Source organism: Streptomyces sp. NPDC001914 (assembly GCF_042891215.1).
Classification (GTDB): Bacteria; Actinomycetota; Actinomycetes; order Streptomycetales; family Streptomycetaceae; genus Streptomyces.
Genome location: NZ_JBIASW010000010.1, coordinates 274,805 through 289,308, shown reverse-complemented (window position 1 = coordinate 289,308; position 14,504 = coordinate 274,805). Strand labels below are relative to the sequence as shown.

Here is a 14,504-nt window from a genome sequence, read left to right as displayed (position 1 = left end):
GTGTCTGGGGCGGCGCCCGGCACCTGGAGTCGTCCGGTGCTGCGGGGGCGCCCGGCGCCTGGATTCTTTCGACGCTGCATGCCGTGGTCGACGCCCGGATTCATGGGGTGGTCCCTGGGTGGCGGGCGCCCGGATTCATGGGGCGGCCCTTGGCGGTGGGCGCCCGGATTTCCTCGGCGGTGCGGCGGGCCCCTCCGGTCGCGTTACGCTAGATGGTCACCCCCACCATCAGCTCACGAAGGTTCGCGAGATGCCTGCCGAAACCGCCGTGTCGGTCTTCCCACAGCTCGAAGCTCTGCTCCCGCATGTGCAGAAGCCGATCCAGTACGTCGGCGGAGAGCTCAACTCCACGGTCAAGCCCTGGGACGCCTGTGACGTCCGCTGGGCCCTGATGTACCCCGACGCCTACGAGGTCGGCCTGCCCAACCAGGGCGTCATGATCCTCTACGAGGTACTGAACGAGCGCGAGGGCGTGCTCGCCGAGCGCACCTACAGCGTCTGGCCGGACCTCGAGGAACTGATGCGCGAGCACCGGGTCCCGCAGTTCACCGTGGACAGCCACCGACCGGTGAAGGCCTTCGACGTGTTCGGCCTGTCCTTCTCCACGGAGCTGGGCTACACCAACATGCTCACGGCCCTGGACCTGGCCGGCATCCCCCTGGAGTCGAAGAACCGCACGATCGACGACCCGATCGTCCTCGCGGGCGGCCACGCGGCCTTCAACCCCGAGCCGATCGCCGACTTCATCGACGCGGCGATCATCGGTGACGGCGAGCAGGCCGTGCTCGACATGACGGAGATCATCCGCGCCTGGAAGGCGGAGGGCCGTCCCGGAGGCCGCGAGGAGGTCCTGTTCCGCCTCGCGAAGACGGGCAGCGTCTACATCCCCGCCTTCTACGACGTCGAGTACCTCCCCGACGGCCGGATCGGCCGTGTGGTCCCGAACAAGTCGGGCGTCCCGTGGCGCGTGTCCAAGCACACGGTCATGGATCTCGACGAGTGGCCCTACCCCAAGCAGCCGCTGGTCCCGCTCGCCGAGACGGTCCACGAGCGGATGTCCGTGGAGATCTTCCGCGGCTGCACGCGCGGCTGCCGCTTCTGCCAGGCGGGCATGATCACCCGCCCGGTGCGCGAGCGCTCCATCACGGGTATCGGCGAGATGGTGGAGAAGGGCCTGAAGGCGACGGGCTTCGAGGAGGTCGGCCTCCTCTCCCTGTCCTCCGCCGACCACTCCGAGATCGGCGACATCGCCAAGGGCCTCGCGGACCGGTACGAGGAAGACAAGATCGGCCTCTCCCTGCCCTCCACCCGCGTGGACGCCTTCAACGTCGACCTGGCGAACGAGCTGACCCGCAACGGCCGGCGCTCGGGCCTGACCTTCGCCCCCGAGGGCGGCTCCGAGCGCATGCGCAAGGTCATCAACAAGATGGTCTCGGAAGAGGACCTGATCCGGACCGTCTCCACCGCCTACGGCAACGGCTGGCGCCAGGTGAAGCTGTACTTCATGTGCGGCCTGCCGACGGAGACGGACGAGGACGTCATGCAGATCGCCGACATGGCGATGAACGTGATCGCCGAGGGCCGCAAGGTCTCCGGCCAGAACGACATCCGCTGCACGGTGTCCATCGGCGGCTTCGTCCCCAAGCCGCACACCCCCTTCCAGTGGGCGCCGCAGCTCTCCGCCGAGGACACGGACGCCCGCCTCACGAAGCTGCGCGACAAGATCCGCGGCGACAAGAAGTACGGCCGCTCGATCGGCTTCCGCTACCACGACGGCAAGCCCGGCATCGTCGAGGGCCTGCTGTCCCGCGGTGACCGTCGCATCGGCTCCGTCATCCGCGCGGTGTACGAGGACGGCGGCCGCTTCGACGGCTGGCGCGAGCACTTCTCGTACGACCGCTGGATGGCCTGCGCCGACAAGGCGCTCGCCCCCTTCGGCGTCGACGTCGACTGGTACACCACCCGCGAGCGCACCTACGAGGAGGTCCTCCCCTGGGACCACCTGGACTCGGGCCTCGACAAGGACTGGCTGTGGGAGGACTGGCAGGACTCCCTCGACGAGACAGAGGTCGAGGACTGCCGCTGGACCCCGTGCTTCGACTGCGGCGTGTGCCCGCAGATGGACACCAGGATCCAAATCGGCCCGACCGGCCAGAAGCTCCTGCCACTGGCGGTGAAGAACGCGGGTCCCACGCCAGCGGCGAGCGGTCACTCTCACTGACCACCCCGCCGCCGGGTCGGTCCCGAGACCTCGTTGCACATTCGTTTCCGAGGTGGAGTGGGGTCGGCGTCGTGGACGGGGGTGACGCTCGCTCCGTCGCAAGTCCGTGGTGGATGGCGGCAAGCCGCCTGTTTTCATCAGATAGGAGGCGCGGTTCCCGGGTACGCGAGGTGACAACATTGCCGTACGGCAATCGTGCTGCCGCGCCCCTGGGAGAGAAATGACGGCCCCTGCCGACGCCCGGTCCCCTGATCCCTCGCAGGCATCCAGGCTCGCCGGACGGTACGAGCTGGGGGAACACCTGGGGGCCGGCGGTGCCGCGGACGTCTACCGTGGCACGGACCTGCGGCTCGGGCGTCCGGTGGCGGTCAAGGTCTTCCGGCCCGGGAGCGGCACGGGCCTGAAGGACCGGTTCGAGGACGAAGCCCTCGTACTGGCCCGCCTCCACCATCCGGGACTGGTCACCGTCTTCGACGTCGGCCGCCACGACGGGCAGGCGTTCCTCGTCATGCAACTGGTCGAGGGCCGCACCCTGCGCAAGCGCATCGCCGAGACAACCATGGACGTTCCCGCTCTGGTCGAGCTCGGGATCCGGCTGGCCGAGGCCCTCGGGCATGTGCACCAGGCGGGAATCCTGCACCGTGACATCAAGCCGTCCAACATTCTGCTGGACGCTCAGAACCACCCCTACCTGACCGACTTCGGCATCTCCCGGGCGCTCGACGCCACGGCGTCCACGCAGGGGGGCGCCCTCGTGGGAACCGCCGCGTACCTGGCCCCCGAGCAGGTCACCGGCCGTCGCGTCGAGCAGAAGGCCGATGTCTACGCACTCGGTCTCGTCCTGCTGGAATGCCTCACGGGTCGACTGGAGTACGAGGGCGCCCCGTTGGAGTCCGCGGTCGCCCGGCTGCACCGGGCGCCCCGGATACCCGGACGGCTGCCGGCGGAACTGCGCCACCTCCTGGACTCCATGACCGCGATCGAGGCGGCGGACCGGCCCGACGCGCAGATCTGCGGGGCGATCCTGTCGGGGTTGCAGCGGAGCGGGGAAGCCGCCGGTGCTTCGAGGAGGGCAGGCGTCCTGCCGGACGGCGGGCAGTCCAGCTCCGGGTGCGGCACCCGTCGCGAAGGCGGCCGATCGCTTTCCCGGCATCGCAGGTTGACGCTCGCCGCGGCCGGAACGATGGTCGCCGCGGCAGCACTTGGGATGACCGTGCCGACGTGGAGCTCCGAGGCCTCGGCCGAGCGGGGCGCATCCGCGATCCCGTCCACTCCCCAGAAGGTCTCGACGTCCGCCGGAAGCAGGGAGCACGAGGCCGCGAACAGCGCTGCCCCGCCTGCCCGGACGGGAGAGCCGGTACCCGCAGTCGCCGTAGCGGCCGAGGACTCGACCCCGACCTCGCCGACGCCGCCCCCGGCTCGGTTCCTACGGTCGGAACCGGCCGGTGACAGAGGCCATCACGCCGGAGAAGGTGACAAGGGGCCGGGACGAGAACTCCGGCCCCAGCAGCGAACACCTGCCCAGGAGCGGGCTGCGGGCGGGGAAGGCCGAGCCGGAAAAAAGGGCAAGCCTCACCGGGAGTGACGCGAGGCGTGGGCGTCAGCGCAGGCGTCCGCCGAGTCCGCCGTCGGGTGCGATCCCGGTGATACGGGCGAGGTCGTCGGCGGTCAGCGTGAGGTCGGCCGCGGCGAGGTTCTGTGCGAGGTGAACCCGTGATGTCGGCGACGGGGCTGGTGCGGCTGTCGCCGGCATCACGGTGAGGTCGCCGGGGCGGTGTCAGTGGACCGGTTCGAGGTGGTCGGGGTCCGGGTGGGCGGCGCTCAGGTGGGTGGTGAGGAAGCGGGCGGCGCGGTCGAGTGCGGCGTCCGCCTCGTCGAGGCGGCCGTAGTGGTGCTGGAAGACGTGGGGGAGGCCGGGGCCGACCTCGAGTGTGACCTCGACGCCGTCGGCGCCCGCGCGGCCGGCCAGGCGGACCGCGTCGTCGAGAAGTACCTCGTTCGCCCCCACCTGCACGAGGAGCGGGGGCAGTCCGGTGAGGTCGGCGAACAGCGGGCTGGCCAGGGGCTGCGCCCGGTCGCCCGAGCCGACGTAGAGATCGGCGCAGGCGCGCACGGCGGCCGCTGTGAAAATGGGATCGGCGCCCTCCTTGGAACGGATGCTGTCCCCGGCGAGGGTGAGGTCGACCCAGGGGGAGAAGAAGACCACCGCGGCCGGCAGCGGCAGCCCGGCCTCCCGGGCGGCCAGCAGCGTGGCGAGGCTCAAACCGCCTCCGGCGGAGTCACCGGCCATGACGAGGTCCCGTGGGTCGGTGCCCGACGCCAGCAGCTCGCGATAGGCCGCGAGTCCGTCGTCGAGAGCCGCGGGGAACGGGTGCTCGGGCGCCAGCCGGTAGTCCACCGACGTCGCGCGCAGCCCGGCGCGGCGGGCCAGTTCACCGACCAGCCCCGCGTGGGTGTCCGGTGAGCCGACGACGTAGCCGCCGCCGTGGAGGTAGAGCAGCCGGCCGCGGCCGGAGGCTCCGGCCGGCTCCAGCTCCAGGGCCGGACGCCCGCCCAGGACGGTCCTGCGGGTGGCCACGTCCTTTGGCGCGGGGCGGGTGAGGGCCGCGGCGAAACCGCTGCGCTGCTCCTCGGGAGTGGGGGGCTTCTCGCTGCGAGGGGCGGAACGGAGCAGGGCGTCCAGGGCCTCGCGCTGCTGTCGGGACATGTGGGGCCTCCATGGGTCGGGGTGCGAGGATGGATTCCTGGGAATCCACCTGCCCGCCTCAACCGGATTCCAAGGAATATGATTCCCAGGAATCTACTGGAAGGCCAATGTGAGCCACATCACCCCGATCTTCATCGATCTGGTCCGCGTCGAGACCCGGCTCTACAACGCGGTGAGCGCCCGGCTGCGCGCCGAACAAGGGCTGGGGCTGGGGCAGTTCGAGTTTCTGGAGATCATCGACCGCGTGCCCGGGTGCCGCGTGCTCGACATCGTCGGCGAACTGGCGATCACCGTGGGAGCCGTCAGCAAGGCGGTCGACCGGCTGGTGGCCGCGGGCTGGTGCCTGCGGGTCGCGCACCCCCAGGACCGTCGCTCGTCCGTCCTTCGTCTCACATCCGCGGGCGAGGAGCGGTTGTCCGCGTCCCGCCCCATCGTCGAGAGCGAACTCGGCGCGCTGACCGGTTCGGTTCCGCCCGACGAACTGGCCCGTATCGGCTCGACCCTGGCCGGCCTTCGCGCAACCCTCGAGGCGGGCCCCCACGGCCGGCCGGAATGACGGGACATCGTCACGGCCACGGTCCTGACGCACGCTCACAGGAGACCGGCGAACACGCTGAGGGGCAACCCCGGTCCGTGAGCACAGGGGCCGCGTTCCCCACGTAGACGGATTCGATGTCCGGGGCGGCCAGGGGTGACCGGGCAACAGAAACACTCCGCGGGGGGGCTATGTGGCTCGGACGAGGGCACTCGGCACTCTGCGGCACCGCCGGGTGCCGTCCCCCGAACGGAGAGAGAAACCCGTGTACATAAGCCTGGGTACCGTCGTCCTCGTCATCATCGTCGTCGCGGTCGTCATGCTGCTGCGCCGTCGCTGACCACGCCCGCACCTTCGGCGACGATCCACGGCCCGCCCCGTTCCAGTCCTCCGGGCGGGCACGGTCGTGTCCGGAGGGTGGGCGCGCGCCGCGAGAGCCGTGCCGCACCACAGCTCTGGGCAGGGGCACGAGGGGCCGTCCAGTCTCCGCGTCAGGTCACTTGGCACCCGGACGTCCGGGCAGGGTGCGGGCGTCCGCCGCGGGGAAGGCAGAGAACGACACATGATGGCGAAGGAAGCCGCCCCTCCGGCGAGAGAACTGCCCAGGCGGTCTTCGATCCCGCACGGCTGGCAGCCGTGGCGGCCTCGGGACTGCTGGACACCGGCTCTGGCCGCGACCAGTTCGGCGAGACCGTCTTCCACTTGCGTCCCGGTGACGCCGTACTCCTCTACACGGACGGCATCACCGAGGCGCGCGACGGCGGTCGGGGTCCCCTGTTCGGTGAGGACAGTCTCCGGCGCGCCCTGGCGGCCACCTCCGGCGCCGATGCGGCCAGGACGCTCGACCGGCTCTGGCAGGAGGCGTCCGAACACTCCCGGGGCCACGCCATCGACGACACCGTCCTCATGCTTCTTCGCGTCGTTCCGGAGGCCTGAGCCGCCGCCCCGGCCGGGAGCGCCCGGAGGGGGCGGGGCGCAGGCCGGCAGATGCTCACGGTCGGGGCGACCGTCCGGGGTCCGCGGAATCCGTCCCGGGATTGCGTGGCATGCCTGCCTCGAACGTGGGTACACGCACTCACGCCGGGCGCCGAGAGCACCGGTACAGGGGCTACGACACAGGGGAGGGACCTGAGATGACGGTGACCGAGGTGACCCAGGTGACCGAGGCGCGCACGACGGCGCTGCCGGAGATAGCGGACCCGTCTCAGGTGGCTCCCAAGGACGCCCGTCAGATGTCCAGGCTGTTCTTCGACCAGCTCGCCGTCCTCGAAGAGGGCACGGCGGAGTACCAGTACGCCCGCAACACGCTGATCGAGATGAACATCTCCCTGGTCCGCTTCGCCGCGGCCCGCTTCCGCAGCCGCGGCGCGGACGAGATGGAGGACATCGTCCAGGTCGGCACGATCGGACTGATCAAGGCGATCGACCGGTTCGAGCTCACCCGCGAGGTCGAGTTCACCTCCTTCGCGGTGCCCTACATCGTCGGCGAGATCAAGCGGTTCTTCCGCGACACATCCTGGGCCGTGCACGTGCCCCGCCGTCTGCAGGAGGCCCGCGTCCAGCTCGCCAAGGCCACCGAGGAACTGCGGAGCCGGCTCGGCCGCACCCCCACGGTCAAGGAACTCTCCGAGCTGATGTGCCTGACCGAGGAGGAGGTCAACGAGGCACGCCTCGCCTCCAACGGCTACAACTCGAGCTCCCTCGACGCGGCCATCAGCACGAACAACGACGGCGAGAGCGCGCTGGCCGACTTCATCGGCACGGAGGACAACGCCCTCGAACTCGTCGAGGACTTCCACGCGCTGGCCCCGCTGATCACACAGTTGGACGAGCGGGAACGCCGCATCATCCACATGCGGTTCGTCGACGAGCTCACCCAGGCCCAGATCGGCGAACACCTCGGCGTCTCGCAGATGCACGTCTCGCGTCTGCTCTCCCGCACCCTCGCCAAGCTGCGCCAGGGGATGGCGGCCACCGGCTGATCCCGTCCGCCGCCCCGGCCTCCGCGAGCGGCTGGAACGGGGCGGGTACGGAGCGGAGTCCCGCGACGGCTGCGACAGCGGTGACGGCGGCAGGCTGTGACCGGACGCGTTGAGCCCCCTCCCGGCCGGGAGGGGGCTCAACGCGTCGGAGCCGGCCGCCCGATGAGGGCGTACGCGCGGAACGCGGCGGGTCAGGCCGGGGTGTCGGCGTTCTGCGTGGAGGCCGTGTACGCCTCGGGGCCCTGCTCCGCCGCCGCCGGGTCCATCCACATGACCTGCCACCCGTGGCCGTCGAGGTCGTAGAAGCTGCGTGAGTACATGAAGCCGTAGTCCTCGGCGTCATCCGCCTTGGTGCCGCCCGTGGCGAGCGCGGCGGCGCCGACCGTGTCGACCTCTTCGCGTGACGACACGCTGAAGGAGTACAGCGCCAGCGTGTGCGTGGTGGGGTCGGCCATCGGCAGGTGCGCGTACTGCGCGAACTTCTCGCTGGTGAGCAGCATGACGAAGGCGTGCTCGCCGACCAGCATGCAGGCGGCGGTCTCGTCGGTGAAGTTCGGGTTGAAGCCGAACCCGAGCCCGGCGAAGAACGCCTTGCTGCGCTCGAGGTCCGCCACGGGGATGTTGACGAACAGCATGCGGCCGGGGTGTGCGGGGGTCGTCATGGTGGCTCTCCAGTCGGTGGCTCGATGGCGTACGTCCTGGTAGACCGGCCGAGTCGCCGGAACTCATCGGTGGCACCCGGCCGGGTCCGGGTCTGGGTAAGGGCGGGGCTCAGGGACATGCGACGGGATTCCGTCACGCAGGTGGTTGGACGGCCTCTGACCTGGGGTGGTTCGGCGGCCTAATGGCTGAACCCGTCATGTCGCGTGATGGTGCGATTGTCCGACCGTAGATTTTCCGACTGGTCACCCCCAGGGCTTTACCGGACAGGGAGTTCCAGATGAGGAAAACCGGTCGGATCATCGCAACGCTGGTCGCAGCCATGGCCCTGACGGGCGTGGGGGCCGCACAGGCCCAGGCGGCGGACGGTCCCCTCGGCCCCGTGCTGGGGCTCGTGTCGCCGTTGGTGTGCGGTGTCGAGGGCACCGTCAACGGTGTCATCGGCCAATCCGGCGGCTGTGGGACGACGACCACGGGCAGTGGAATCAGCGGGTACGAGGTCGTGACCAGCGCCTTCTCCATCGAGGGACAGGGCACCGCCAAGGTGACCCTCGCCTGCCCCGCGGGCAAGAAGGTCCTCGGCGGAGGAGCCGACGCGGACAGCGGCGACTCCGCCGGATTCGACCTGGTCGAGTCCGGACCCAACCTGGACGCCACCGCCTGGAAGGCCTCGGTCGTCGGTTCCGCCGGAATGCCCCGCACCGACGGCCACTTCTACGCCGTCTGCGCCGACGTGGACGACTGAACCGGCGCCGGGTCCCTCGGCGACGACGGCACGAGGACACCGACGGATCGTGCGGGGCCCGCGCGTTCCGGGGCTTTCGGGCAGCTCTGGAGCTCTACGGGCTTCACGGGCTGCATCGGCGCCAGGTTCCTGCCGGGATCCGTCAGCGTTTGAAGGAGCCCTTGGCCCGTTCCTTCGCTCCGCGCAGCCTGCCCCGTGTCTCGAGAGCGGCGCCTTTCGCCGCGAGCGTTTCCTTGTGCATCGCGTGGGCCGCCTTCCGCACGGTCTTTCCGACGACCTGCTCGGCCTTCGCCTTGGCTCGTTCTCCGGCACTCATGGCAGTACCTCCGCGGCATCCGACCGTCGGGTTCCCTGGTGGCAGGGGGGAAACACTGATCCGGCGGTACGCGTCCGCCGGCACGGAAGGCGGGTACCGACGTGGTGGAAGCTGCTCCGCAGAGCTCCGAGGAGACCGAGGACTCCGCTGCCCTCGGGGGCTACCGGCCCGAGCTGAAACGGACGCTCGGATCCTTCCAGGTGTTCGCGATCTCGTTCGCGTTCATCTCCGTGGCGGTCGGCATCTTCTCCACCTACGACGACGTACTCCAGCACGCGGGCCCGGTGGGGATCTGGCTGTGGGCACTCGCGACGGTGGGACAGGTGCTGGTGGCGTTGGTGGTGGCGCAGCTCGCGGGGCGCATCGCGCTCAGCGGCTCGTCGTACCAGTGGGCCTCGCGGCTGGCCAGTCCCAGGGTCGGATGGGGATTCGGCTGGCTGACCTTCTGCTACCTGGCCATCGCGGTGACGGCGATCGCCAACGCCCTCGCGAGCCAGGCGCTCATGCCGCTCGTCGGCATGGAGCCGGACGAGGGCACCGCTCGCGCGATCACCCTTGTCGTCCTGGTGATCCAGACCGCGCTCGTCGTGGCCTCGACGCGCATCGTCAGCCTGATCAACTCGACCGCCGTCGGGCTCGAGCTGACGTTGGTCGTGGTCCTGGCGCTCACGCTCGCCATCGTGGTGGCGGTCACCGGCCGCGGCTCCCTCGGCAACCTCACCTCACGCGGTGTCACCGAGCACGCGCCCCACTACTTCGACGTCGGCGGCGGGCTGATGATCGCGATGATCATGGGCCTCGCCACGCTCGTGGGCTTCGACTCCGCCGCGAACCTCGCCGAGGAGGCGAAGGACCCCTTCCGCAGCATCCCGCGCGCGATCGTGGGATCCGTCGTGGCCGCGGGTGTGCTCGGGATGGCGTTCCTGGTCTGCCTCACGGTGGCGATCGAGGACATCCCGGGGGTCACCGCGAGCGAGTCACAGGTCGCGGCGATCATGCGTGAGCGGCTGGGGCCGGAGACGGAGAAGCTGCTTCTGGCGGCGATCGCTGTCGCGTTCTTCGGCGCCGGGACGGTGGTGATGGCCTCGTGCTCGCGGATCGTCTTCGCGATGGCGCGCGACGGACGGTTCCCCGCCCATCAGATGATGCGCCGGGTCGATCCCCGCACCCGTACGCCCATCCCCGCGACGGTCCTGATCCTCGTCGTGGGGGTCGCCCTGATGGTGTCGTTGCCGGGTGACGCGCTGCTGCAGCTCATCACGGCGAGCACGATCATCCCCGCGCTCGTCTACGGCGCGACGATCGTCCTGTATCTCGCGGTGCGCCGCCGGCTGGACCGCAACAAGGGTGCCTTCGACCTGGGGCGGTTCGAGCTGCCGGTCGCGATCTGCGCCCTGGTCTGGACGGTGGCGTCCCTGGTCATGCTGGTGTCGCCGTCCGAGGCACTGGTTCCTTCGCTGATCGTCGTGGGACTGATCGTCGTGGGCGGACTGTTCTTCGCCGGCCTGCTGCTGTTCAACCGTCAGGCGCTGGACACCGAGCCAGGGGTGACGGTGTCTTCGGACGGGGACACGGACGCGGTGTAGCGGGTGGCACCGCCCGCGCCGACTCGGATCTCCGAAGGCATGGACGAAGCCGCCCGCCCCGGGACCTCCGGGTGGGCGGCTTCGCCGTGCGGCCGGGCTTCTCAGGACCCTCGGGGCCCCTCGGACACCCGCTGCGGGCCGGTCACACGCCGCCGTTGAGCGCGTCGGGCACCGGCTGCCGGGAGACCAGGATCCAGGGCTTGGGGCGGCCCGTGCGGTCGGCGCAGTTCAGGGTCGCGGGGTGGGTGGTGGTGAACGCGACACAGGCCGCTTCCCAGATCTGGCCGGTGGTGGTGATGACGTCGAACTTGACGCGCCGCACCGTGGCGGACCGGTTGTGCGCGTTGACGGTGACGTCACAGGGCAGTCCCGCCGCACCGCCCGCGGGGTAGTCGGGACGGGCGGTGAGGTCGGTCCACAGGAAGGTCTGCTTCTCGCCGGTCCGCTGGTCGCGGATGCCCGCGTACGTCCGTCCGCCGGTCAGCGCGAGACGGATCTCGAAGTCCGCCGATTCCTGCGCGGCGTCGACCCCGACGCAGGGGCCGGTCGGACCCGTCGGGCCGCTCTCGCCCCGGGGGCCGGTGGCACCGGTGGCTCCGGCCGGGCCGGGCAGGCCCTGGGGTCCGGCGGGCCCGGTCGCGCCTCTCGGGCCCCGGGGACCTCTGCACCACCTTCCGTCGTCGGGGCGTCCGCTCACCGGGGTCCGGTCTTCCAGGTGGCGCGGTCTGCATCCGCCGTCCGGGCCGGCCGTCGTACGGCCCGACCCGGTCAGGTCCGCCGGTGTCGCGGGGCCGACCACTCCCGACGCCATCACCAGCGCCAGCGAGGCGACGACGCCCACCCTCTTGAACCGGCCGCGGGCCGGCGGGCCCGGCAGGCGGGCGGTCCGGGACTCAGGACTCATACGGGGGCGCTCCTTGCCGATCGGTGGAATCTTCCTGAAGCCGATCGCGAGCTTGACCGTGGACGCCGGTGGGACCGGCGCATTCCATGGAAACGCGCCCTACATATCATCAAATCAGCCCAATTGGGGGCTGGATGGTGGATCTTGTCCAACTGTCGGCCGGTCGCTCGACGTTGGACCTGTCGTGCCCGGCCGGGTGCCGTGCGGCGGCCCGGTTGCCCGGAGGGCGGGATCCGGTGAGGGGTGTCCGGGGGAGCGGTGGCGTCCCGCCGGGCACCCCTCACCCACGTCGGCTCGCCGAAGGGTCCGGGATCAGGTCCGGGGCCTGCGCGGAACCGGCGGTGGGCAACCGATGATCATGCGCCGCCGTTGACCGCGCCGGTGGCCGGCTGGAGGGTCACCGGTGTCCACGGGATGAGGGCGTTGTTGGCGTCGGTGCAGACCAGGGTGGCCGGGTGGGTGCTGGTGCGGGCCACGCAGGTGGTCTCCAGGACCTGGCCCGCGGTGGTCACGATGGAGAACTTGACGGGGGAGCTGGCGTTCTGGCCGTGCCCGTTGACGGAGATGCCGCAGGGGCGACTGACGGGTGTGGTCGCTGGATAGCCGGGGTGGTTGCTGAGTTCGGTCCACAGGAAGTTCTGCGTCTCGTTGCTCCGCTGGTCGCGGATGCCCGCGTACGCCTTGCCGTCGGCGGTCAGCACGGCACGGAGCTCGAAGTCGTTCGACTCCTGGGCGGAATCGACGGTCGTGCAGGGGCCGATCGCGCCGGTGGCGCCGCTGAGGCCGTTGATGCCCGCCGAGCCCGCGGCTCCGGTCGGGCCCGTGGGACCGGTGGCGCCGGTCGCACCGCTCGTTCCGGCGGCGCCCTGGGTACCGGTGGGCCCGGTCGCTCCGGTGGCCCCGGTCGTGCCCTGAGCCCCGGTCGCGCCGGTCGCCCCCGTCACCCCGGCCACACCCGCCGCTCCCGCGCCACCCGTGGCTCCGGTGACACCCGGGATGCCGGCGGTTCCTGCTGCCCCCGTGGCACCTGCGGCCCCGGTGGCACCTGTGGCGCCGGTGGTTCCGGGGATGCCTTGGGTTCCTGTGGCGCCTGTGGCGCCGGTCGTCCCCGGGATGCCTTGAGTGCCCACCGGACCCGTGGCCCCGGTGGCTCCCGCCGCGCCCGTGGCCCCGGTGGCTCCAGGAAGGCCTTGGGTTCCCGCAGCCCCGGTGGCTCCGGGCGTGCCCTGCGTGCCGGTCGCACCCGTCGCACCCATCGCACCCGTCGCTCCGGTCGCTCCCGTGGCTCCGACGGTTCCAGGGACACCCTGGGTGCCCATCGGGCCCGTGGCCCCGGTCGCTCCCGTCACACCTTGGGTGCCGGTGGCTCCGGTGGCCCCGGGGTCGCCTTGAGCCCCCGCGGCGCCGGTGGCCCCGGTGGCTCCGGTGTCGCCCTTCGCTCCTGCGGCGCCCGTGGCTCCGACGTCGCCCTGGGTTCCGGTCGCGCCTGTCGCTCCCGTAGCGCCAGTCGCCCCAGGGGCACCTTGGTCCCCTGCGGCCCCGGCCTAATCGGGAGGATCTTCCCGGTGCGGCAATTGCTGCCCGCCGAGACGAAGTTGGATCCGCCTGCGGCCAATCGGGCGCTGTTCCGGTGAAGGGTCACGCACGGCACGTCCCCGGACGCCCGGCGTGTGCCACATTGGCCGCCGTGAAGCCGCCGACCATCTGCCTCTGCATGATCGTCAAGAACGAGTCGCGGGTCATCGAACGCTGCCTCGGCTCGGTGCGCGACCTGATCGACACCTGGGTGATCTCCGACACCGGCTCGACGGACGGCACCCAGGACCTGGTCCGCGCGGCACTCGCCGGCATCCCGGGCGAGCTCCACGAGGACCCCTGGGTCGACTTCGGCCACAACCGCACCCGGAACATCCGCCACGCCCGCGGCCGGGCCGACTTCCTCCTCACCGTCGACGCCGACCACGTCCTGCGCCAGGACGCCCCGCTGCCCCCGCTGACGGCGACCTCGTACATGCTGCGCTACGACACCCCGGGCACCCAGCACCGCTTCAAGCACCTGATGCGGGGGGACAGGGACTGGCGCTACGAGGGCGTCACCCACGAGTACCCCTGCACCGACGAGCCCGACGTCCAGGAGAACCTGGACGCGCTGGTGATCGAGGACCACGCCGACGGCGGCTGCCGCTCCGACAAGTTCGAACGCGACGCCCGCCTGCTGCGCGGCGAGCTGGAGCGCGACCCCGCCAACACCCGCACGGTGTTCTACCTCGCCAACACCGAACGCGACCTCGGGAACGCCGAGGAGGCGATCGCGCTGTACGAGCGGCGGGCGGCGATGGGCGGCTGGCCGGAGGAGGTCTACTGCTCGCTCCTGGAGGCCGGTCTCCTCAAGGCCGAGCGCACCGGGGACTGGCCCGGTGCGATGGACGCGTTCTCCCGTGCCTGGGAAGCGCGTCCACAACGGCTCGAAGCCTGCTATGAACTGGCCTCCCGGCTGCGCGTCCAGGGCCGGCACCACACCGCGCACGCCCTGCTCGGCACCGTCCTCGACCGGCCCGAACCCGACGACCTGCTCTTCACCCGGAGCTGGGTCTACCGCTGGGGTCTGCTCTTCGAGTACTCGATCACCGCCTACTGGGTGGGCGACCACCTGGGCTCGGTCCGGGCCTGCGACCGGCTGCTGGCCCTGCCCGAGCTGCCCGAGGCGGTCCGGCGCCAGACCGGGATCAACCGCGAGTTCTCCGTCCAGCGCCTGGCCACCGTCCCCCCGCCGACCCCGGCTCCGGGCCCTGCGGCGGTGTCCGGGGAGGGCGAGAGGTAGTCACCGGCGGGCGCGGGGCGCGCCACG

14 protein-coding genes are annotated in these 14,504 nt (G+C 71.2%); 8 read left to right on the top strand and 6 right to left on the bottom strand.

Annotated features, from left to right (window positions below; all coding sequences use genetic code 11):
• Window positions 1–250: 250 nt before the first annotated feature.
• Both ACFYYF_RS27785 and ACFYYF_RS27780 read left to right on the top strand, forming a co-directional pair.
• Window positions 251–2,221 carry a TIGR03960 family B12-binding radical SAM protein gene (locus ACFYYF_RS27785; RefSeq protein ID WP_388780292.1) on the top strand — a complete coding sequence of 657 codons (1,971 nt, stop codon included), beginning with the start codon at window positions 251–253 and terminating at the stop codon, window positions 2,219–2,221.
• A 220-nt stretch (window positions 2,222–2,441) separates the two neighbouring features.
• Window positions 2,442–3,806 carry a protein kinase gene (locus ACFYYF_RS27780; RefSeq protein ID WP_388780290.1) on the top strand — a complete coding sequence of 455 codons (1,365 nt, stop codon included), beginning with the start codon at window positions 2,442–2,444 and terminating at the stop codon, window positions 3,804–3,806.
• Window positions 3,807–3,821: 15 nt separating this feature from the next.
• Here ACFYYF_RS27780 and ACFYYF_RS27775 read toward each other — a convergent pair whose 3' ends face one another.
• Window positions 3,822–3,974, bottom strand: a complete 153-nt coding sequence (locus ACFYYF_RS27775; RefSeq protein ID WP_388780288.1) for a hypothetical protein — start codon at window positions 3,972–3,974, stop codon at window positions 3,822–3,824.
• Between the two features lie 24 nt (window positions 3,975–3,998).
• Window positions 3,999–4,928 (bottom strand): alpha/beta hydrolase, encoded by a 930-nt coding sequence (locus tag ACFYYF_RS27770; protein WP_388780286.1) that lies wholly within the window; start codon window positions 4,926–4,928, stop codon window positions 3,999–4,001.
• 109 nt (window positions 4,929–5,037) lie between these two features.
• Here ACFYYF_RS27770 and ACFYYF_RS27765 point away from each other — a divergent pair, with 109 nt between their 5' ends.
• From ACFYYF_RS27765 to ACFYYF_RS27755, 3 genes are all read left to right on the top strand, one after another.
• Window positions 5,038–5,484 (top strand): MarR family winged helix-turn-helix transcriptional regulator, encoded by a 447-nt coding sequence (locus ACFYYF_RS27765; RefSeq protein ID WP_388780284.1) that lies wholly within the window; start codon window positions 5,038–5,040, stop codon window positions 5,482–5,484.
• A gap of 615 nt (window positions 5,485–6,099) precedes the next feature.
• Window positions 6,100–6,399, top strand: a complete 300-nt coding sequence (locus ACFYYF_RS27760) for a SpoIIE family protein phosphatase (RefSeq protein WP_388780282.1) — start codon at window positions 6,100–6,102, stop codon at window positions 6,397–6,399.
• A gap of 197 nt (window positions 6,400–6,596) precedes the next feature.
• Window positions 6,597–7,445 carry an RNA polymerase sigma factor SigF gene (locus tag ACFYYF_RS27755; RefSeq protein WP_361686894.1) on the top strand — a complete coding sequence of 283 codons (849 nt, stop codon included), beginning with the start codon at window positions 6,597–6,599 and terminating at the stop codon, window positions 7,443–7,445.
• Window positions 7,446–7,636: 191 nt separating this feature from the next.
• Here the strand turns inward: ACFYYF_RS27755 and ACFYYF_RS27750 are convergent, their stop codons facing one another.
• Window positions 7,637–8,107 carry a VOC family protein gene (locus ACFYYF_RS27750; RefSeq protein WP_388780280.1) on the bottom strand — a complete coding sequence of 157 codons (471 nt, stop codon included), beginning with the start codon at window positions 8,105–8,107 and terminating at the stop codon, window positions 7,637–7,639.
• A gap of 278 nt (window positions 8,108–8,385) precedes the next feature.
• On the opposite strand from ACFYYF_RS27750, the gene ACFYYF_RS27745 reads away from it, so the two are divergent.
• Window positions 8,386–8,850 carry a hypothetical protein gene (locus ACFYYF_RS27745; protein ID WP_388780278.1) on the top strand — a complete coding sequence of 155 codons (465 nt, stop codon included), beginning with the start codon at window positions 8,386–8,388 and terminating at the stop codon, window positions 8,848–8,850.
• A gap of 142 nt (window positions 8,851–8,992) precedes the next feature.
• Here the strand turns inward: ACFYYF_RS27745 and ACFYYF_RS27740 are convergent, their stop codons facing one another.
• Window positions 8,993–9,166 (bottom strand): hypothetical protein, encoded by a 174-nt coding sequence (locus ACFYYF_RS27740; RefSeq protein WP_388780276.1) that lies wholly within the window; start codon window positions 9,164–9,166, stop codon window positions 8,993–8,995.
• 101 nt (window positions 9,167–9,267) lie between these two features.
• On the opposite strand from ACFYYF_RS27740, the gene ACFYYF_RS27735 reads away from it, so the two are divergent.
• A complete protein-coding gene (locus ACFYYF_RS27735) occupies window positions 9,268–10,752 on the top strand; it encodes an APC family permease (protein ID WP_388780274.1) in 1,485 nt (494 codons plus the stop codon).
• Between the two features lie 142 nt (window positions 10,753–10,894).
• Here ACFYYF_RS27735 and ACFYYF_RS27730 read toward each other — a convergent pair whose 3' ends face one another.
• A complete protein-coding gene (locus ACFYYF_RS27730; RefSeq protein ID WP_388780272.1) occupies window positions 10,895–11,656 on the bottom strand; it encodes a hypothetical protein in 762 nt (253 codons plus the stop codon).
• Between the two features lie 356 nt (window positions 11,657–12,012).
• Window positions 12,013–12,609 carry a collagen-like protein gene (locus ACFYYF_RS27725; protein ID WP_388780270.1) on the bottom strand — a complete coding sequence of 199 codons (597 nt, stop codon included), beginning with the start codon at window positions 12,607–12,609 and terminating at the stop codon, window positions 12,013–12,015.
• Window positions 12,610–13,343: 734 nt separating this feature from the next.
• On the opposite strand from ACFYYF_RS27725, the gene ACFYYF_RS27720 reads away from it, so the two are divergent.
• Window positions 13,344–14,477, top strand: a complete 1,134-nt coding sequence (locus ACFYYF_RS27720) for a glycosyltransferase (protein WP_388780268.1) — start codon at window positions 13,344–13,346, stop codon at window positions 14,475–14,477.
• The last annotated feature ends 27 nt before the right edge of the window (window positions 14,478–14,504 follow it).

Coding starts and splice junctions, on each gene's coding strand:
- ACFYYF_RS27770 (WP_388780286.1), bottom strand. CDS start 4,928: ATGTCCCGACAGCAGCGCGAGGCCCTGGACGCCCTGCTCCGTTCCGCC.
- ACFYYF_RS27730 (WP_388780272.1), bottom strand. CDS start 11,656: ATGAGTCCTGAGTCCCGGACCGCCCGCCTGCCGGGCCCGCCGGCCCGC.
- ACFYYF_RS27745 (WP_388780278.1), top strand. CDS start 8,386: ATGAGGAAAACCGGTCGGATCATCGCAACGCTGGTCGCAGCCATGGCC.
- ACFYYF_RS27780 (WP_388780290.1), top strand. CDS start 2,442: ATGACGGCCCCTGCCGACGCCCGGTCCCCTGATCCCTCGCAGGCATCC.
- ACFYYF_RS27740 (WP_388780276.1), bottom strand. CDS start 9,166: ATGAGTGCCGGAGAACGAGCCAAGGCGAAGGCCGAGCAGGTCGTCGGA.
- ACFYYF_RS27785 (WP_388780292.1), top strand. CDS start 251: ATGCCTGCCGAAACCGCCGTGTCGGTCTTCCCACAGCTCGAAGCTCTG.
- ACFYYF_RS27750 (WP_388780280.1), bottom strand. CDS start 8,107: ATGACGACCCCCGCACACCCCGGCCGCATGCTGTTCGTCAACATCCCC.
- ACFYYF_RS27755 (WP_361686894.1), top strand. CDS start 6,597: ATGACGGTGACCGAGGTGACCCAGGTGACCGAGGCGCGCACGACGGCG.
- ACFYYF_RS27775 (WP_388780288.1), bottom strand. CDS start 3,974: ATGCCGGCGACAGCCGCACCAGCCCCGTCGCCGACATCACGGGTTCAC.